This window comes from uncultured Pseudoramibacter sp., assembly GCF_903789625.1.
In the GTDB taxonomy this organism is placed as follows: Bacteria; Bacillota; Clostridia; order Eubacteriales; family Eubacteriaceae; genus Pseudoramibacter; species Pseudoramibacter fermentans.
Genome location: NZ_CAIFFF010000001.1, coordinates 1 through 18,303 on the forward strand (window position 1 = coordinate 1; position 18,303 = coordinate 18,303).

Sequence of the window (18,303 nt, forward strand, 5' to 3'; positions counted from 1 at the left end):
GCTATAAAAAAACAAAGCCTAGAGCGTTTGCCCTAGACTTTGTCGACAGTCTGAGGCATCGCAACCGTATGAAAATACGGAGGCGATGCCTTTTTTTATTCAGATAGTCGGTTCTACTCTGCCGCGCCTTTGCTGCTTTCCGCCTGCACGCTGCCGTCGGCACCGATCGAGACGCACCAAGAGCGGCTGCGGGTACTGATCTTATTGAGCACCCGCGCGCCTTCGCTTCCAGTCAGCACCCGGGGCTGAAAATCGTTGGAGGTGGAACTGCCGGAAATGGAACAGGGCAGTACCTTGGCGCCGTCCGTGGCGGTGAGCTTGTCGCCTTTAAAGTGGAAGGTCAGCTGGAAGATCATCGAATCCTTGTCAGACGGATTGGAGTTGCCGCCGAAGCAGAAATTGCCGAGGCTGTAGACGATGTAGCGCCCCTTGTATTTTTTGATGCCCTGCACCACGTGGGGATGGGAGCCGAGGACGAGATCGGCGCCGATTACCTGGTTTGAATCAAAATCAATTCGTCTGACGAAACGCCGGGCGGCTTAACCGCTGACGAATTCCTTTGGATGGGGCAGCAGCTGGCCAAAGCCGGCATCGATGCGATTGAAGTCAGCGGTGAGAAGTGGTACGCCCACGGCCGCACCGAACGGCATTACTATCTGGACGCCGCGGCTGATCTCCAGGCCGAAATCGCGGTGCCGGTGATTTTGACCGGCGGCCTGAGAAGTAAAGCAGACCTGGTGGAAAGCGGCCGGCGGGGCATTCAGTTCTTCGGCTTTGCCCGGCCGCTGATGCAGGATCCGGCGTTCCTCGCCACCCTTCAATGACGAGAAGAAGCCAATCACGGGCGAAACCAAAGGGGCAGTTTGAATGGGGAAGGCGGAAAAAGACTTATCGATTCATAAGAGACGATTTTGTAAATCGGCGCAAAAATAAAAGCTGCGGCTCGGCCGCAGCTTATTTTTGTGTTTCACCTTGAGGTATTTTAAAAAATCGCGCACAGAATCAGCGTGACGATAGCCAGCCCGCCCTGCTTAATGAGAATCGACGGGCTGCTGGTTAAGCTGCCGTAGAGGGCGACCAGAATGATCGTGCCCATGAGCAGCATGACCGCGATTTTGCTCACGAAGACCAGCGCGGCCAGCAGGACCAGCACGCCGATTAAGCCGTTGTAAATCCCTTGGTTTTTAAATAAGGTCTGGACAGATGGGCGGGCAAGTTCTTCTTGGTCCATGCCGAAAACCCGGGCCGTGGTGGCCGAGGTGGTCGCGAAGGTTTCGAGGTAGAGAATGTAGAAAAATTCGAGGGCCACCAGAACGGACAAAATTTTGATCGGTAAAAACATAAAAGCGTCTCCTTTTTTCGGTAAAATGAATTGGTTTTTAATTTAGAGGAAAAGACGCAAAAAGTCAAGGCAATTCGGCAAGTGTGGGCCACTTTATCAAAGCTTTACACAGATTTAAGAGAGCCTTGGTTTATCGGGCCGCGGGATCGTGGTAAAGTAGAACCATAAAAGAGAGACACCAACCGTCAAAATTCCGGTGACAGGCCGATACCTTTTAGGGGCGGACCTGGCGCGGTGACCATAGCGGATCGGGAAATTTCTCCAAGTTCAGAGACAGTCTGTTCCTCAATCAAACCGTATTGTGTCTCTGACGGGGAATCCGGTCTGCAGTCAAAGTGAACCAACGGGCCGAATGGAAGCGGAATCGGTGACGGGAGCCTGTGCCCCGTACGCCAAAAATTCCGCGGCGGCTGTTCGCTCACGTTTAGGCACATCAGTATCTCAAAATATATCCTTTCCTTATTCCTGAATCCAGATGAAGGTCTCGGATTCTTTTTTTGTGAAAAAATAAAAAGGATGACCGGGGTGGATCATCCTTTTGAGATTAATTTATTGCGCTGCAGAAGTTTGAGCCGTGGTGTGATCAGAAGTCTGTACTGTGCCGTCCGAATCGACCGAGACGCCCCAGGTACGGCTTCGTGTGCTGATTTTGTTTAACACTCGGGTGCCTTCACTTCCCGTCAGCACCCGAGGCTGGAAGTCGTTGGTGCCGGTATGGCCGGAGATGGAACAGGGCAGGACCTTGGCGCCGTTCGTCGCGGTCAGCTTGCCGTCTTTAAAGTGGAAAGTCAGTTTAAAGATCATCGAATCCTTGTCAGACGGATTGGTGTTGCCGCCAAAACAGAAATTGCCGAGACTGTAGACGATGTAGCGCCCCTTGTATCGTTCGATCCCCTGAACCACATGGGGATGGGAGCCGAGGACGAGATCAGCGCCGTGATCGATCGCGGTTTTGGCGAGCGCCGTTTCGTAAGCCTCCGGCTGGGCATTGCGTTCAATGCCCCAGTGGTAGTAGACGACGATGGCGTCGGGCTTCCGCTTTTTAGCGCGCGCGATGAGTTTGACAAGCGTGGTTTTGCTGGGGTCATCCAAGCCGTTAATGCCGATCATCGCGAACTTTTCGCCATGGACGTGCTGATAAGCGATGGTGTTGTAGCCAAAATAGGTGATGCCGGCGCGGTCCAGGGCATGCTGCGTGTCGTAAAAGCCGGCGCTGCCGAAATCGTGGGAGTGGTTATTCGCGACAGTCACGGCCTCGACGCTGCCGTCCTTTAAAATTTTGATGTAATCGGCAGGCCCCTTAAAGGTGAAGGTTTTGACCGCGCGGTCGGTGGAGGTGGTCAAGGTACCTTCGAGGTTGACGACGGTCAGGTCGTCGGCGCTGAATACATCGCGGACGTTTTTCAGAAAGTAGGCAGCGCCGCGGCGCTGATAGACGCTGTTGAAGTTGGTGCTGTACCGGGAGTCGACGCCGAGGGTGCAGTCACCAGCGGCGGAAAAGTTCACATCGACAGCGGGCTTTTTGTCTGATGTTTTAGACGTTTTGGTCGCTTTGGACGAGGACTTCGACGGCGCCTTCCGGCCGAAGCTGCACCCGCCCAACGCGGCGGCGCAGAGGACACAGGATAAGAGAATCACAGGTAAGATACGACGAATCAATCGGTGGTGCATGGGGGTACTCCTTTTCAAATAAATGATATCCTTTAATAACTTTAAATGGTATCATTTATCTTAAAAAGATGCAATCGTTAAACAGCCCTTCAGCGCAAAATAAAAAGGATGATCTGAGGCGATCATCCTTTAGAGAGCCGAGTCGGCGTCTCAGCCCTGCAGCATTTTGTAGAGCTTGGCCGGGTTCTTTTCGTATTTCCAGAGCTTCGGGTTGTCTTCCAGCTGGTCCCGGACGTGGTGCGCCGCGAGGAAGTCCTCGATTTCGGCGTTGGGCCAGGCCATTTCGGCCTTCAGGTAATGGGAGAGGGCGCGGATGGCCGCGTTGGATTTTTCCTGGGCGAGGTAGCCCTTGGCGTCGGCGTCATTCAAATCCCAGAACTGTCCGAGCACCCGGATCATGTCGGCGTCGGCGGCGTCCACTTCGAGCAGGCACTGGATGGCCCGCGACAGCCCTTCCTTGAGACCTTGTTCCTTGCCTTCTACGAGGCCCTGCTGGTAGCCTTCGTCGTTAAAGCGGTGATGCAGCTCTTCCTTGCCGGAGTCGATGCCTTCTTTGACAAATTGACCGCCCTTGGAGGCGAGGTCACTGCCCTTTTCCAGCAATTTTTTCCATCGATCGTTTGCCATTTCTTACTCCCTTCGTTTGTGTTTTATGGGTTTTCCAGTAAGTGTAGCAGGCGAATCGAAAAAAAGGCTTAAAGCCCAATTAAAGAAAAAGGATTAAACTAAGACCAGACTGAAACGAATTGGAGGCAAACCATGGACAAATTTTTAGATTTAGCCAAAGCGCGGTATTCGGTGCGCAAATACAAGGACACGCCGATTGAAGACGATAAACTCGACAAAATCATCGAAGCCGGCATCATCGCGCCGACGGCCCGCAACGAACAGCCCTGGCGGTGCTACGTACTCAAAAGCCCGGAAGCGTTGGAAAAGATCAACAGTCTGACGAGCTGCGCTTTTCACGCGCCGGTCGTACTGATGTTCACCTACAACAAAGACGAACAGTGGAAAAATCCGCTGGAGGAAGGCGTTGCCGCCGGTCAGGAAGACGTCAGCATCGTCGCCACCCACATGATGCTCGAAGCCTGGGAACTGGGCATCGGTTCCTGCTGGGTCAACTACTTCCCGAACACGAAGACCGAAGAAGCCTTTAACATTCCAGACAACGAACGGGTCGTGCTGCTGATGCCGATGGGCTACGCGCAGGATGGCGTCCACGCGGCGCACCTGCACAATGAAAACCGCTCCCGCGACGAACTGGTGAAGGAACTCTAACTGATTTTTAATAGGATTGATAAAGGCATCCGCTGAGGCGGGTGTCTTTTTTTGATTGACTTATGTCCGAATTCGTACTATAATGTCCGAAAACGTACAAAAATACAAACATACGTCGAAATGGAGATACAATGGACAATTTATTCGAAACCTACAATCAGATTATCTGCGAAATGGACGTGGATTATCACAACGCGGCGGTGCGTCTCGGCCTGTCGGACAGTGAATTCGGTATTCTCTACACCCTCTGCGTCGAAGGCAGCGGCACCAATCAGAGCGTGCTGTACAAGAAATCCGGCATTGCTCGCTCGACCGTGAATTCGGCGATCCGCAAAATGGAGGGCAGGGGCTGGCTTTACCTCGTGCCCGGGGAGGGCCGCAACACCCGGGTGATGCTGACTGAGGAAGGCGAGGCGGCAGTTGCACAGACCGTCGGCCGGATCGTTGAGATCGAAAAGCACATCTTCGGCACATTCACAGAGGAAGAGGCGAAGATCCTCATTCGGCTGAACCGCGCCTTTGAGGCGCAATTAAAGAAGGAAATTGAAAAATTATAGGAGGCTGCATGTCAAAAAATAAAACGGTCATTCATCTGTCAGATCATTTCACAACGGACCGGCTCCTGCGCTACGCGCTGCCATCCATCGGGATGATGATTTTCACTTCGGTGTACAGCGTCGTCGACGGTTTTTTCGTGTCCAACATTGTCGGCAAGACGTCCTTTGCGGCAGTCAACCTGATTCTGCCGGTGCTCGAGATTCTCGGGGCCCTCGGCTACGTGTTCGGCACCGGCGGCAGTGCCCTGGTCTCGAAGGAGCTGGGCGAAGGCAGGCGGGAGGAGGCGAGCGAAACCTTTTCGCTGATGGTGTGCACGACGATCGCGGTGGGTGTTTTCGTCGCGGTAGTCGGCACGCCGCTGCTGCGCCCAATTCTGAGGGCGATTGGCGCGAGAGGCGCCATGCTGGAAGAGGCCATGGCCTACGGTACTATTTTGATGCCGGCGATGATCATTTTCATGCTGCAGTATATGTTTCAGGCGTTTTTCATCACGGCTGAAAAGCCGAAGCTGGGCTTTGCGCTCACAGTAATCGCTGGGCTGACGAACATGTTCCTCGACTGGCTGTTCATGGCCGTCTTTCACTGGGGCATTCGGGGTGCGGCCTTGGCGACGGCCCTCGCGCAGCTCATCGGCGGCGCGGTGCCGATCGTTTATTTCGCGCGTCCCAATACGGCAGCGCTCCACCTCGGACGGCCCCGCTTTCGTTTCAGCAAGATCAAGAAGGCGGCAGCCAACGGCGCATCGGAATTCATGACGACGGTTTCTCTGTCCATCGTCAGCATCTGCTACAACATGCAGCTGATCCGCTTTGCCGGTCAGGACGGCGTCGCCGCCTACGGGGTGATCATGTACGTGAACTTCATCTTCCTCGCGGTGTTCATCGGCTATTCGACCGGGACGGCGCCGATCGTCGGCTTTCATTTCGGTGCGGGCCACAAGGACGAACTCCACGGCATTCTGAAGCGGAGCCTGTCGCTGATCGCCGTGACCGGCGTTGTGCTGACGGCGGCGGCTGAAATCCTGGCTCGGCCGCTGTCGATGATTTTCGTCAGCTACGACGCCCATCTGCTCGCGATGACGGTCCGCGGTTTTCGACTCTACAGCCTGTCCTACCTGCTTGCAGGGTTTAACATCTACGGCTCGTCCTTCTTCACGGCGCTGAACAACGGGTTCGTCTCCGCCGCGATTTCCTTCCTGCGCACCCTCGTCTTTGAAACGGGCTGCGTGTGGCTGCTGCCGGCATTTTTCGGGCTGACGGGCATCTGGTTCGCGATCATCGTCGCGGAGGTGCTGGCTCTCGTCGTCACAGGCACTTTTCTGCGGAAAAACCGTGCACGGTACGGCTATTGACGGCCAGAGGAGGAAGGCGATTTTTCATCACCTGAAAATCAAACTTTAAGCTTTAAGATCGAAAGAAAATGTGTTAACCTGTTCCGAACTTGAAAGTTTATGCGCGCCAAGAACATTAAACGAAAAGAAGGAAAATGTATGAAAAATCAGGAGAATCAGAAAAACCAAAACAATCAAGAAGTCCAGGAAAACAACAGCAGCAAATTCAACCGTATGACGTCGCGGATGCTGCAGATCAAGGCCGAAACGGCGTCCAACGAGGAAATCAAGGACCGTTTGCTGTCCGGCGGCCGGGTGACCGGGACGAATATGGTCGTCATGGTCTGCGCTATTTTGATCGCGTCCGTCGGACTGAACACCAATTCCATTCCAGTCATTATCGGGGCGATGCTGGTCTCGCCGCTGATGGGCAGCATCCTCGCGATCGCCTACGGCACCGTGTCCGCCGATCCGGATCTGACGCGGCTTCATTCGGTCGGCTTTGCCTTTCAAATCATTTTCAGTCTGATCGCCTCGACGATCTATTTCATCTTGAGCCCGGTCAAGGCGCCGACCCATGAGCTTTTGGCGCGGACGTCGCCGTCCTTTTTCGACGTCATCATCGCCTCTGCCGGGGGCATCGCCGGCATCGTCGGCCAGACGAACAAGGAAAAGGCCAACAACATCGTGCCCGGGGTGGCCATCGCGACGGCGCTGATGCCGCCGCTGTGCACCTGCGGCTACGCGATCGCCAACATGAACCTGCGGATGCTCGGCGGTGCGGCCTACCTGTTTTTGATCAACGCCTACTTCATTTACGCGTCGGCCTGTCTGTTTTTGAGTCTCCTCGAAATTCCGAAGGTGCGGGAGCTGACGCCGGCGGAATGGCACAGAGGCAGGATGAAGATGGTGCGCAATACCATTATCGTGCTGCTGCCGTGTATCGTGCTCGCCTTTTCGGTTGGTCTGAGATAATAAAGGAAAATATAAGGTTTTGCGGTTATGATGAATCCAAAAATTAGATAAAGCGAACAACGAAAGGAGTCATCAACATGAATCCATTAAAGATTGAATCTGTAAAAGGGCGGACCATCATCGATTCCCGCGGCAATCCGACCGTCGAGGCGGAAGTCCGTCTCGCGGACGGCACGGTTGGCCGCGGCGCGTCGCCGTCGGGCGCATCCACCGGCGAATTCGAAGCGCTGGAACTTCGGGATCAGGATCCGTCTAAATTTGGCGGCAAAGGCGTCTCAAAGGCCGTCGCCAACGTCAACGACAAGATCGCGCCGGCTCTGGCGGGGATGGACGCTTCAGATCAGGCCGGTATCGACAAGGCGATGCTCGATCTGGATGGCACGCCGGATAAATCCGCTCTCGGCGCCAACGCCATTCTGGCGGTGTCTATCGCGGCGGCTCAGGCGGCGGCCAAGGCGGAAGGCGTCCCGCTGTACCGCTACCTCGGTGGGGCCAATGGGACCGTGCTGCCGGTGCCGATGATGAACATTTTAAATGGCGGCGCCCACGCCTCCAATTCGGTGGACACCCAGGAATTCATGATCATGCCGGTGGGCGCGCCGAGCTTCAGCGAAGGGCTGCGCCAGAGCACCGAAGTGTTCCACGCCCTCCAGCAGCTTTTGAAGAGCGAAGGACAGACCACAGCGGTCGGTGACGAAGGCGGCTTCGCGCCGAACCTGGCCTCGGATGAAGACGCGATTCAGCACATCCTTCAGGCCGTGGAAAACGCGGGCTACACGCCGGGCGGAGATTTTGTCCTCGCGATGGACGCCGCGTCCTCGGAATGGAAAAGCGACAAGGGCCTGGGCTTCTACCACCAGCCGAAATCGGGGAAGGATTTTACCTCAGATGAATTGATCGCCCATTGGGAAGATCTCCTTGGGAAATACCCCATCGTCTCCATTGAAGACGGCCTCGACGAAGAAGACTGGGCGGGCTGGCAGCGCATGACGGCGGCCCTCGGCGGCAAGGTGCAGCTGGTCGGGGACGACTTGTTCGTCACCAACACCGAACGCCTCGCCAAGGGGATCGATCTCGGCGCCGGCAACGCGATCCTGATCAAGCTCAACCAGATCGGCACCGTGTCTGAAACCCTGGAAGCCATCCGCATGGCGGGTCGTGCCGGCTATCGCGCGGTGATTTCCCACCGCTCCGGCGAAACCGAAGACACGACCATCGCCGACCTGGCGGTCGCCGTCAACGCCGGTCAGATCAAAACCGGCGCACCGTCCCGGACGGAACGGGTCGCCAAGTACAACCAGTTGCTGCGCATCGAAGCAGATCTCGGCGCCGGCGCGATGTACCTCGGAAAGGGTGCCTTCGGGTTCAGAAAATAAAACAACATCTTCATTCTTTTTAACGTCAAACCGTCTAGCAAAATTGATTTTTCGCCGGGCGGTTTTTTGTTTATGGCGTGACGATTTTAAAGGCGCGGACCGCGAAACCGTGATATGATAAAAAGACAAAGCTGAACAACAACAATCAAATAATCAAAAAGATCAGAAGGGAGACGACTATGCAATACGATTTTGAAACCGTGCTGGACCGGCGGGGAAAGGACGCGATGGCGGTGGACGCGGTGGGGTCAAAGGCCCTGAAGGGCTTTAGCCCGAGCGCGCCGAAGCCGGGCTTCGACGTAATCCCGATGTGGGTGGCGGACATGAACTTCCCGACAGCCCGCTCCATTCAAGACGCGATCATCGCGCGGGCGAAGCACCCGGCCTTCGGCTATTTCGCGCCCAGCGACGCCTACTATCAGGCCATTATCGATTGGCACAAGCGCAAGGGCGTCGACGATTTGACCAAGGACGTCATCACCTACGAAAACGGCGTCCTCGGCGGCATCGTCTCGACGCTGAAGGTGTTCGCAGCGCCGGGGGACGCGGTGCTGCTCCACAGCCCGACCTACATGGGCTTCACCAACTGCGTCCGGAGCAACGGCTTCCACATCGTTCACAGTCCGCTGAAGCGGGACGAAGCCGGCGTTTGGCGGATGGACCCCGAGGATATGGACGCGAAAATCAAGAAGTACGACATTCACGTTGCGATTTTCTGCAACCCCTTCAACCCCTGCGGCCGGGTCTGGAGCCGGGAAGAGCTCGAGGCGGCGCTGGCGGTGTGTGAGGCCAACGACGTTTTCGTGATCGCCGACGAAATCTGGTCGGATTTATTGATCAATGGCCACCGCTACACACCGGTTCAGTCGGTGAATGCCTGGGCGAAGACTCACACGGCGGCCTTTTATGCGCCGAGCAAGACCTTCAACTTGGCCGGCCTGATCGGCTCTTACAGCGTCATTTACAACAAGACGGTGCGGCAGCGGGTTCGGGCGATCGGCCAAAAAACGGTTTACAACGCGATGAACGTCTTGTCCGAGCACGCACTGATCGGCGCCTACAGTGACGAGGGTGCGGACTGGCTCAGCCAGCTGCTGCCGGTGCTGTCCAACAACGTGAACTTTGCCTGCAACTACGTAGACGCCCATTTCGACGGCGTCACGGCCTTCCGCTCTGAAGGGACGTACATGCTGCTGCTGGACTGCACGGACTGGCTCAAAAACCACGGCATCACCCAGAAAGCACTGCTTCAAAAGGGCTGGGACGTCGGTGTCGGCTGGCAAGACGGCCATCTGTTCGAGGCGCCGACGTCGATCCGCCTCAATCTGGCCTCACCGACCCACCGAATCGCGGAAGCCTTTCATCGGATGGACCGCTACGTGTTCAACGCCTGAGGATCGCCATGATTGTAGGGATGACCTATTACCAGATCGCCTGGTACTTTCTCATTTACTCCTTCCTCGGCTGGGTCGTCGAGGTGGTGTTTCACGCAGTGCATCAGGGGAAGATCGTCAACCGGGGCTTTTTGAACGGCCCGGTCTGCCCGGTGTACGGCTTCGGCGTGCTGGCCGTCTTTGCCGTCGCCTGGGGAATCGGCCGGACGGCGCCGGAACGTCTGCCGGCGTGGACGATTTTCCTCGTCGGCATGATCTTCGCGACGCTGATCGAGCTGGTCGCCGGCTGGGCGCTGGATCGGCTGTTTCACACCCGGTGGTGGGACTACAGCGACAAGCCGCTGAACGTCGGCGGCTACATCTGTCCGGAGTACTCGATCATTTGGGGGCTGGCGATCATGCTCGTCGTGCAGTACGTCCAGCCGATGGTGCGCCACACGGCCACCGACCTGATTCCGCCGGATTACGGCTGGATTGTGCTGGCGGTGCTGTACAGCGTGTACCTGGCCGATTTGATCGTGACGGTCATGATCATCAACGGCTTCAACCGACGGCTGGCCGAGCTGGACGAAATCCGGACCTCGCTGCGCACCGTCAGCGACAAGCTGACCGAGGACATCGGCGGCGGCGCGATGGAAGCGACCCAGCGCGTTCAGGAGGGGCAGGTGCAGGCGGCTCTGGCCCGGGCTGAAATGAGCGAACGGGCTGAAGCCAAGAAGGCAGCGGCACAAGCCGCGGTGCGCCAGCGCAGCCAGGCCTTAAGAGCCAAGGCTCAGCGCCTGCGGGCACGCATTATGGCGCCGAAGGTTTTCGGCGGACGCCGGCTGATGCGGGCCTTTCCGTCGATGCGGCATCGGGATTTCGGAGAAGTACTCGATTGGCTGCGGGATGAAATGAACGGTGAAAAGAAATAAAAAACAACCCGCTTGGATTGATACAAATCCAAACGGGTTATATTTATGTCTGCAACGGGATTTTACCCTTTACTGCACAGTGCCGTCTGTCGAAGCGGGGTCATCGAGGGGTTCGGTAGTGGCGTCGGACGATTGGGTGTCGTCAGGCTGCTGCGCGATAATTGCGGCGTAAAATTCGGCGTCGGTCTGCTGGTAGTAGGGCATCACCCAGAAAATGCCGACGAGGCCGCAGGTGAGGCCGGACAGCAGGAACCATCCGATAAAGGACAGATCGAGCACAAAGGCGTCCATTTTGTGGCCGTCCATCATCGTCTTTGAGCGTTCGAGGGCGGCTTCGTACGTCAAATTGGGATCTTCTGCAACCAGGTAGCCGACCAGCCGGTACTGATAAGCCTTGACAATGCCGGGAACGACGAGCAACAGAGACCAGAGGAAGATGAATAAGTTGCGCAGGAAGAGCACGAGGATGACATTGCCGTAATTGTGAGTAAAGCCGTAGGAAAGGGCCTGACCGAAATCCACGTGGCCTTTCCGATTTTCCAAGGCGTAATGATATTGTCCGATTTCCAGGGGTAGACCGACGAAAATGCCGAGCAGGGTGGTCACGATGGCCGGCCTCGCGATGAAGGAATTGAATTGGAAGATTTCATCGAGATGGGAGAAAGTGCCCCCACCGGAGAAAATGTAGGAGACGCCGCTGCCCAGGAAGCCGGAAATGAGGGTGAAAATCAAATAGCCGCCGACGAGGGCCCAGTAGTGGGCATGAAAGACGTTTTTGGCGTCTTGTTTTAATAATTTGCGATTAATCATAGTTTTTACACTCTCTTCTTTAAAAATAAAAATTGCCTTGGCAATTCACTTTGCTAAGGCAATAATACAATAAATATTTTACGAAATCAAGGAATTTGTATAGATATTTTAAGGCTTAAGACTTAAGAAAGCGGCGCAGTTGCCCCGGTGCTCTCCGGCGGCGCGGTGGGAGAACAACAGCTTCGCGTTGCACCGGGTGCAGACGTCGGTGACCTGAATGTGCTCGGGCTTGACGCCGGCGTTTTCGAGGACGAGGCGGTTGGCCTGCCAGAGATCGAGCTGACAGTGCAGGGCGCCGTCACGGGTGTGGGGATTGCAGAGAATTTGATCGGCCTGGGCGCCGAAACGGTCTTGGAACACTTTGGCCACGTCTTCGGAGATTTCGTAGCAGTCTCGGCAGATGGACGGCCCGACGGCACAGATGAGATCCGCCGGATCAGTGCCGAAATGGGTGCGCATCAGATTGATGGCGCCCGCCGCGATGCCGGCAGCCGTGCCCCGCCAGCCGGAATGCACGAGGCCGACCGCCCGATGCACCGGGTCGACCAGGTAGACTGGTGTACAGTCGGCAGTGAAGACACCGAGGATCAGTCCCGGCGTATTGGTGACCATGCCGTCGACGTCCCTGCCCCAGCGGCGGAACAGCGTCCCCTCGCCGCCGTCTCGTTTGTCGACAACTCGGACGTTGCCGGTGTGGCCCTGATGGGCGCAGACGAAGTGGCGCAGGCTGCGGCCGCCGCCGAAGGCGTCGGCGATGCGCTGGTAATTGGCGTCGACGACCATTGGATCGTCCTCCCGGTCGTAGTTGAAATTCATGGCCGCGCAGTCGCCGGAGCTGACGCCGCCCTCCCGCGTCGTGAAGACGTGATCGACGCAGCCGGTCTGTTCGAGCATTGGGAAGGACAGCGTGCGCAGCGGCAGGCCGCCGATCGTTTCAGTTCGGTCTAGGAGAACCGGACGGTTCGGATCTTTTCGAATGAGTTGCATATCATGGCGCTCCTTTTATTAAATGATATTGTACTTTTTGAGTTTGCGTTCATTGTACCACGGCCCTTGCAAAATGCAAGGTGGTGCGCTATACTAGGGGCGTTGTAAAAAAGGCAGGGGAGTCTGTACGCAGGCTGAGAGTAGACCAAATGGCCTAGACCCTTAAACCTGATTTGGATCATGCCAACGCAGGGAGCACCGGGAACGATGAGCTTTGCAGGCGGGTCCGCCTGCTTTTTTTGTGCGCGGTTCATCGGGGGCACCACCTTGAATCGCCTTAGAAAACGGAAATGCGAAGTGAAAAGGAGCAACCAATGAGAACAGCATTGACGATCGCTGGCAGCGATACCAGCGGAGGCGCCGGCATTCAGGCCGATTTGAAAACCATGACCGTAAACGGCGTTTTCGCTATGAGCGCGGTTACGGCTCTGACGGCTCAGAACACCACCGGCGTCACGGACATTATGGAAGTTACCCCGAAGTTTTTAGGGGAAGAACTGGACGCGGTCTTTACCGATATTTTCCCTGATGCGGTGAAAATCGGGATGGTCAGCTCGGCCGCGCTGATCGAGGTCATCGCCGAACGCCTCGCCCACTACCAGGCGGCGCACATCGTCCTCGACCCGGTGATGGTCGCCACCTCCGGCGCGAAGCTTCTGCGCGATGACGCGGCGGACACGCTGAAGCGCGCGCTGATGCCGCTGGCGGAAATCATCACGCCGAACATCCCCGAAGCGGAAATTCTCTCGGGGCTCGACATCGTAACTGAAGCCGACATGGAAAAGGCCGGACAGGCCATCGGCGAAAACCTCGGCTGTGCGGTCCTCGTCAAGGGCGGTCACCAGGTCAACGACGCCAACGACTACCTCTGGCAGCCGGACGGCGGACAGTGGTTCACCGGTAAGCGCATCGACAATCCGAACACCCACGGCACCGGCTGCACCCTGTCGTCGGCGATCGCGGCCAACCTGGCTAAGGGCTACGCGCTGAACGACGCGGTGGCTCAGGCGAAGGCCTTCCTCTCCGGCGCGCTGGCGGACGGCCTCGATCTCGGCAAGGGATCTGGCCCGATGAATCACGCCTTTGACATCAAGGACGCGTACAAGGCGGTGCGTGAATGAGCGGCGAAAAACGCACGACGAGTTTTCAGAACGGCTTGATCTGGTTCGGTGCCGGGGTGTCCATCGCGGAAATCCTGACCGGGACGTATTTCGCACCGCTGGGCTTCGCGAAGGGCCTGGCCGCGATTCTGATCGGCCACGTTATCGGCTGTGCGATGTTCTTCTTCTCGGGGCTCATCGGCGGGCGGACCCGGAAGAGCGCGATGGAAAGCGTCAAGCTCTCCTTCGGCGGCAAGGGCGGATTGATTTTTGCGGCTCTCAACGTCCTCCAGCTCGTGGGCTGGACGGCGATCATGATTTACGACGGGGCCGCGGCCATCGACGGCATCTTCCCGGGACACGCCTGGGTCTGGTGCCTGGTCATCGGCGCACTGATTCTGCTGTGGATCGCCATCGGCATTACAAATCTGGGGCCGGTCAACCAAATCGCGATGGCGGCGCTGTTCATCCTGACGATCGTCATGTGCCGGGTCATTTTCGCGAAGGGCTCGGTGTGGTCGGTGGCGCCGACCTCGGGCCTGAGCTTTGGGGCGGCAATTGAACTGGCGGTGGCGATGCCGCTGTCCTGGCTGCCGCTGATCTCGGACTACACCCGTGAGGCGGAAAAGCCCTTCGCGGCGACGATGGCGTCGACCCTCGTCTACGGCGGCGTCTCCACCTGGATGTACATCATCGGCATGGGCGCGGCGCTGCTCACCGGCGGCGGCAACATCGCGGTGATCATGGTCAAGGCGGGCCTCGGTATTGCGGCGCTGATCATTCTGATTCTGTCGACGGTCACGACGACGTTCCTCGACGCGTGGTCGGCTGGGATTTCGACGGAATCGCTGTGGTCAAAGCTGTCGGGCAAAAACGTCGCGATGATCGCGACCGTGATCGGCATCGTGCTGGCGATGCTCTTCCCGATGGACGACATCACCCAATTCCTCTACCTGATCGGGTCGGTCTTTGCGCCGATGATCGCGGTGCAGATCGCCGATTATTTCATCCTAAAAAAGGCGGACAGTGCAGACCGTGACTGGAACGTGCGCAACCTGGTGGTCTGGGTCATCGGCTTTGTCCTGTATCGGCTTTTGATGCAGGTCGATCTGCCGGTGGGATCCACCCTGCCGGATATGGCAATCACGATGGTGATCCTGCTCATCGCGTCGCCGAAAAAGAAAGCGCAGGCGTAAATAAAAAAGGAAATCCGATTTGCTTTGGATTTCCTTTTTTTGTTGGCTGCAATTTGAAAGTTAGATATTTTTCGCGACGGTGAGTTTGGCGATGAGGCTCGGCAGCGTCGTTTCGAAATTGACGCCGTACCAGGGCTTCTTCGGATCCTTCAGGGTCACAGCGATGGTTTCAGCGGTGTAGTCGGACGCGATGGCCATGGCCTGATCCCAGGGCAGGCCGTTTAAGATGCCGCCGACGCAGGCGCTCGCGAACAGGTCGCCGGTGCCGTGATAGGACGCGTCGATCCGCGGATTTTGGTGAGACAGGAATTCGCCGGTTTGGGTGTCGAGGCCCATGAAGCCGGTCATGCCGTCGGACAGCGAGACGCCGGTCAGTACCGCGATTCTCGCGCCGAGCTTGCCGAGCTTTTCGAGCAGCGCCTTGACTTCAGCTTCGTTCATGTCGGCCTTGTAGGGCGTGTCGGTCATGAAGCAGGCTTCGGTGATATTTGGGACGATGATGTCCGCGTGGCCGCAGAATTCGGCGTTGCGCTTCGCGTAGTCGAGGTCGAAGGCCGGGTAGAGGGCGCCGTTGTCGGCCATAACCGGGTCGACGAATTTCAGCGTCTTGTCGTCCGGTGCGAAATCGTCGAAGATTTTTTCGACCATTTCGATCTGTTCGAAGGAGCCGAGATAGCCGGTGTAGATCCCGTCGAAGGTGATGCCTTCGTCCCGCCAGTGCTTGGTGATCGGCGCGATTTGATCGCTTAAATCGGCACAGGTGAAATTTTTGAACATCGTGTGGGTTGAGAGCACTGCCGTCGGCAGAATCGCCGTTTCGACGCCCATGGCCGAAATAACGGGCAGGGCAATTGTCGTCGAGCATTTGCCGAAGCAGGAAATATCTTGGATAGAAAGGACACGTTTCATGGTTTGCCTCCTGAGTGTGTGAATGTCGTAAAATGGGAACGCTTGTCAATCCCGCTGGCATTTATTATAATCGATATTGAACCGAATAAAAGAGTCAGTTTGGGAATAATCAGAAAGGTCAGATGCGATGCTTACCTATCATTTCAAGAGCGGGGGCGACCCGCTGTACATCCAGCTTTATCAGGACATTAAAAGCGACATTCTCTCCGGCAACCTTGCGCCGGGTGAAGCGCTGCCGGGCAAGCGGCCCTTTGCCAAACAGCTCGGCGTGTCCGTTTCCACAATCGAAAACGCCTACGGGCAGCTTATGGCAGAAGGGTACATTACGTCTATGCCCCGGCGTGGGTTTTACGTCGCTGAGGTCAAGACCCTGCCGAAAACGCCGGAGACCGTGCCGGCCAGCCGCGAACCTGACCCGGTGCTGGCGTCGCTGCACACGGCGCTGAGCCAGCGGCATTGGTTTGCCGATTTTCAAAGCAACCAGACAGATCCGGCGTCCTTCCCGTTCACACTCTGGGCGAAGCTGACCCGGGAGGCGCTGAGTGACGACCAGCTGGCGCTGATGACCAACCCGCCGGCCGGCGGCACGATGGCGCTGCGCACGGCCATTGCCGACCACCTTCGGGATTTTCGCGGCCTCGTCGTCGCGCCGGAGCAGATCATCGTCGGTGCCGGCACCGAGTACCTCTACACGCTGCTGATCCAGCTGCTCGGCTTCGATCGGATCTACGCGGTGGAATCGCCGGGGTACCGGAAAATCCTGCAGGTGTATCAGGCCCACAGGCTCAGGACCGCAAAGATCACGCTGGATCACCAGGGGCTTCGGCCCGACCTGCTCGAGGCCTCCGGTGCGTCGGTCGTGCACATCACGCCGAGCCATCATTTCCCGACCGGAATCACCATGCCCATCGCCAGGCGCTACGATATGCTCGGCTGGGCGAACCGCTCGCCGGAGCGGATCATCATCGAGGACGATTACGACAGTGAATTCCGGATGACGGGGCGGCCGGTGCCGCCGTTGGCCGCCATCGATATGACCGGCCGGGTCATTTACATGAACACCTTCACCAAAAGTTTGGCCTCGACGATTCGGGTGTCTTACATGGTGCTGCCGCCGGCGCTGACTGCAGCCTTTTATCGCAAGCTCCGGTTTTACGCCTGCACCGTCTCGACCTTCGAGCAGGCGGCCCTGAGCCGGTTCATCTCTGAGGGGCATTACGAAAAGCACATCAACCGGATGCGGCAGACTTACCGTAGGCGCCGGGACGCGCTGATGCGCGCGGTGGCCGAGAGCCCGATGGCGAAAATCGCATCGATCAGCGAGGAAAACGCCGGTCTGCATTTCGTCCTCACCTTGAAGACGAAGAAGCGCGACGCCGATATCGTGCGCGACGCGGCCAAGCGCGGGATCCGGGTGGCGCCCCTTGAGGACGCCGGCGCTCACCGGTTCCTGATCAATTACTCGTCGATCCCGGAATCAGTCATTCCCGAGGCCGTGCAGCGGCTCAGCGCGGCGGTGCTGGATTAAAGGGGGCGCAGCGTCAGCTCGCCCGAGCGGATTAATTTCGAGGTACCGTCCGGCATTTGAAGTTTGAGGTGGCCGAAATCGTCGAATCCGGTTACGGTGCCGACAATCGGTTCGCCTGCGCCGGTGAGGGTGACGGCGCGGCCGATCAGGTTGGAATGTCTGCGGTAGATGTCGGCGTAGGATGCGGGGCTTTCGGCTTGCCCGAGGTCGGTCAGGCCGTCAATCATCGCGGCGAGCAGGCGCGTGCGCAGGTCGTCGGGGTCGCCGCCGTTTTCGGCGTAGGCGGTTGCGGTCATGCCGGTGATGCTGCCGGCTCTTGCGGCGATGTCATCGGGAAAGCCGCCGCTTGGGTCAAAGAGATTGAGACCGATGCCGACGACGATCCATTGCTTTTCAAGGGCGGGATCGGCCCGGCCCTCAGTGAGAATGCCGGCGATTTTTTTCGGTCCGATCATCAGGTCGTTGACCCATTTGATGGCCGGTACAGCGCCGGCAGCTTTTTCGATGGCGACAACCGAGGCGGCGCAGGCACCCATGGTCACGAAATCGGCAAGGGCGGGATTGTCGGCCGGCCGGTAGCGGACCGAGAGATAAAGACCGGAGTCTTTCGGAGAGAAAAAAGGCCGGCCCATGCGGCCCCGCCCGGCGCGCTGGGCGTCGGCCGCGACGATGGCGCCGTGGGGCAGATTCGGCGCCGCCTTGAGGACGTCGTTAGTGGAACCCAGGACTTTTGCCCAGCGGACGCGGCTCAGAACGGCCGGACGGCTTAGGTGTGGGATCAGCGGCGCCGTGTCGCGCCATTGGATATCAGTCATTGTGCACTCCTTGTCAGTGAATTTGTTTTTAGTATAGCATAGCGGGAAAATCATGGTATAATATCATTTACAGATCAATGTAATATGTGATTGACATCAAATAAGAACGGAAATATAGAT

The 18,303-nt window shown here is 57.4% G+C and carries 20 protein-coding genes and 1 riboswitch; of the genes, 12 read left to right on the forward strand and 8 right to left on the reverse strand.

Annotated features, from left to right (window positions below; genetic code table 11):
- Window positions 1-113: 113 nt before the first annotated feature.
- On the reverse strand, window positions 114-515 hold the full coding sequence (locus QZX60_RS00005; RefSeq protein WP_363174693.1) for a CapA family protein: 402 nt from the start codon (window positions 513-515) through the stop codon (window positions 114-116).
- Window positions 516-563: 48 nt separating this feature from the next.
- Here QZX60_RS00005 and QZX60_RS00010 point away from each other — a divergent pair, with 48 nt between their 5' ends.
- Window positions 564-824, forward strand: a complete 261-nt coding sequence (locus tag QZX60_RS00010) for a hypothetical protein (RefSeq protein WP_295359929.1) — start codon at window positions 564-566, stop codon at window positions 822-824.
- 158 nt (window positions 825-982) lie between these two features.
- On the opposite strand, the gene QZX60_RS00015 is transcribed toward QZX60_RS00010, so the two are convergent.
- The 3 genes from QZX60_RS00015 to QZX60_RS00025 all read right to left on the reverse strand — a co-directional run bounded on the left by QZX60_RS00015 (window position 983) and on the right by QZX60_RS00025 (window position 3,640).
- Window positions 983-1,342, reverse strand: coding sequence for a DUF1304 domain-containing protein (locus QZX60_RS00015; RefSeq protein WP_295359930.1), 360 nt, complete (start codon window positions 1,340-1,342; stop codon window positions 983-985).
- A gap of 549 nt (window positions 1,343-1,891) precedes the next feature.
- Entirely contained in the window at window positions 1,892-3,013 is a 1,122-nt protein-coding gene (locus QZX60_RS00020; protein ID WP_295359931.1) for a CapA family protein, read from the reverse strand.
- A gap of 150 nt (window positions 3,014-3,163) precedes the next feature.
- Window positions 3,164-3,640, reverse strand: coding sequence for a hypothetical protein (locus QZX60_RS00025; protein WP_295359933.1), 477 nt, complete (start codon window positions 3,638-3,640; stop codon window positions 3,164-3,166).
- A gap of 132 nt (window positions 3,641-3,772) precedes the next feature.
- On the opposite strand from QZX60_RS00025, the gene QZX60_RS00030 reads away from it, so the two are divergent.
- The 7 genes from QZX60_RS00030 (at window position 3,773) to QZX60_RS00060 (ending at window position 10,838) form a co-directional block, all read left to right on the forward strand.
- On the forward strand, window positions 3,773-4,291 hold the full coding sequence (locus tag QZX60_RS00030) for a nitroreductase family protein (RefSeq protein ID WP_295359934.1): 519 nt from the start codon (window positions 3,773-3,775) through the stop codon (window positions 4,289-4,291).
- Between the two features lie 131 nt (window positions 4,292-4,422).
- Complete coding sequence (locus QZX60_RS00035) at window positions 4,423-4,848, forward strand: MarR family winged helix-turn-helix transcriptional regulator (protein WP_295359936.1); 426 nt, start codon at window positions 4,423-4,425, stop codon at window positions 4,846-4,848.
- Between the two features lie 8 nt (window positions 4,849-4,856).
- Complete coding sequence (locus QZX60_RS00040; RefSeq protein WP_295359938.1) at window positions 4,857-6,200, forward strand: MATE family efflux transporter; 1,344 nt, start codon at window positions 4,857-4,859, stop codon at window positions 6,198-6,200.
- 138 nt (window positions 6,201-6,338) lie between these two features.
- On the forward strand, window positions 6,339-7,154 hold the full coding sequence (locus tag QZX60_RS00045) for a DUF389 domain-containing protein (RefSeq protein WP_295359940.1): 816 nt from the start codon (window positions 6,339-6,341) through the stop codon (window positions 7,152-7,154).
- A gap of 77 nt (window positions 7,155-7,231) precedes the next feature.
- Window positions 7,232-8,530, forward strand: a complete 1,299-nt coding sequence (eno, locus tag QZX60_RS00050; RefSeq protein WP_295359942.1) for a phosphopyruvate hydratase — start codon at window positions 7,232-7,234, stop codon at window positions 8,528-8,530.
- A gap of 179 nt (window positions 8,531-8,709) precedes the next feature.
- Complete coding sequence (locus QZX60_RS00055) at window positions 8,710-9,924, forward strand: MalY/PatB family protein (protein WP_295359944.1); 1,215 nt, start codon at window positions 8,710-8,712, stop codon at window positions 9,922-9,924.
- 8 nt (window positions 9,925-9,932) lie between these two features.
- Window positions 9,933-10,838 carry a putative ABC transporter permease gene (locus QZX60_RS00060; RefSeq protein ID WP_295359946.1) on the forward strand — a complete coding sequence of 302 codons (906 nt, stop codon included), beginning with the start codon at window positions 9,933-9,935 and terminating at the stop codon, window positions 10,836-10,838.
- 69 nt (window positions 10,839-10,907) lie between these two features.
- Here QZX60_RS00060 and QZX60_RS00065 read toward each other — a convergent pair whose 3' ends face one another.
- Together QZX60_RS00065 and pgeF are read right to left on the reverse strand one after the other, a co-directional pair.
- Entirely contained in the window at window positions 10,908-11,648 is a 741-nt protein-coding gene (locus QZX60_RS00065; protein ID WP_295359948.1) for a DUF975 family protein, read from the reverse strand.
- A gap of 108 nt (window positions 11,649-11,756) precedes the next feature.
- Entirely contained in the window at window positions 11,757-12,635 is an 879-nt protein-coding gene (gene pgeF, locus QZX60_RS00070; RefSeq protein ID WP_295359951.1) for a peptidoglycan editing factor PgeF, read from the reverse strand.
- A 105-nt stretch (window positions 12,636-12,740) separates the two neighbouring features.
- A riboswitch (TPP riboswitch) is annotated at window positions 12,741-12,847 on the forward strand.
- A gap of 102 nt (window positions 12,848-12,949) precedes the next feature.
- Between pgeF and thiD the strand changes: the two genes are divergently transcribed.
- Together thiD and cytX are read left to right on the forward strand one after the other, a co-directional pair.
- Entirely contained in the window at window positions 12,950-13,756 is an 807-nt protein-coding gene (gene thiD / locus QZX60_RS00075) for a bifunctional hydroxymethylpyrimidine kinase/phosphomethylpyrimidine kinase (protein WP_295359953.1), read from the forward strand.
- The gene (gene cytX, locus QZX60_RS00080) at window positions 13,753-14,931 is read left to right on the forward strand and encodes a putative hydroxymethylpyrimidine transporter CytX (protein ID WP_295359955.1); all 1,179 of its coding nucleotides are present in this window, start codon (window positions 13,753-13,755) and stop codon (window positions 14,929-14,931) included. The genes thiD and cytX overlap by 4 nt, the downstream gene beginning before the upstream one ends.
- Before the next feature lie 60 nt (window positions 14,932-14,991).
- On the opposite strand, the gene QZX60_RS00085 is transcribed toward cytX, so the two are convergent.
- Window positions 14,992-15,840 carry a pyridoxamine kinase gene (locus QZX60_RS00085; RefSeq protein ID WP_295359957.1) on the reverse strand — a complete coding sequence of 283 codons (849 nt, stop codon included), beginning with the start codon at window positions 15,838-15,840 and terminating at the stop codon, window positions 14,992-14,994.
- 127 nt (window positions 15,841-15,967) lie between these two features.
- On the opposite strand from QZX60_RS00085, the gene QZX60_RS00090 reads away from it, so the two are divergent.
- On the forward strand, window positions 15,968-17,368 hold the full coding sequence (locus QZX60_RS00090; RefSeq protein ID WP_295359959.1) for a PLP-dependent aminotransferase family protein: 1,401 nt from the start codon (window positions 15,968-15,970) through the stop codon (window positions 17,366-17,368).
- Here QZX60_RS00090 and QZX60_RS00095 read toward each other — a convergent pair.
- Entirely contained in the window at window positions 17,365-18,093 is a 729-nt protein-coding gene (locus QZX60_RS00095) for a biotin--[acetyl-CoA-carboxylase] ligase (protein ID WP_295360488.1), read from the reverse strand. The two genes, QZX60_RS00090 and QZX60_RS00095, sit on opposite strands and share 4 nt — an antisense overlap.
- Between QZX60_RS00095 and QZX60_RS00100 the strand changes: the two genes are divergently transcribed.
- The gene (locus QZX60_RS00100) at window positions 17,999-18,220 is read left to right on the forward strand and encodes a hypothetical protein (RefSeq protein WP_295360508.1); all 222 of its coding nucleotides are present in this window, start codon (window positions 17,999-18,001) and stop codon (window positions 18,218-18,220) included. The two genes, QZX60_RS00095 and QZX60_RS00100, sit on opposite strands and share 95 nt — an antisense overlap.
- Window positions 18,221-18,303 lie beyond the last annotated feature (83 nt).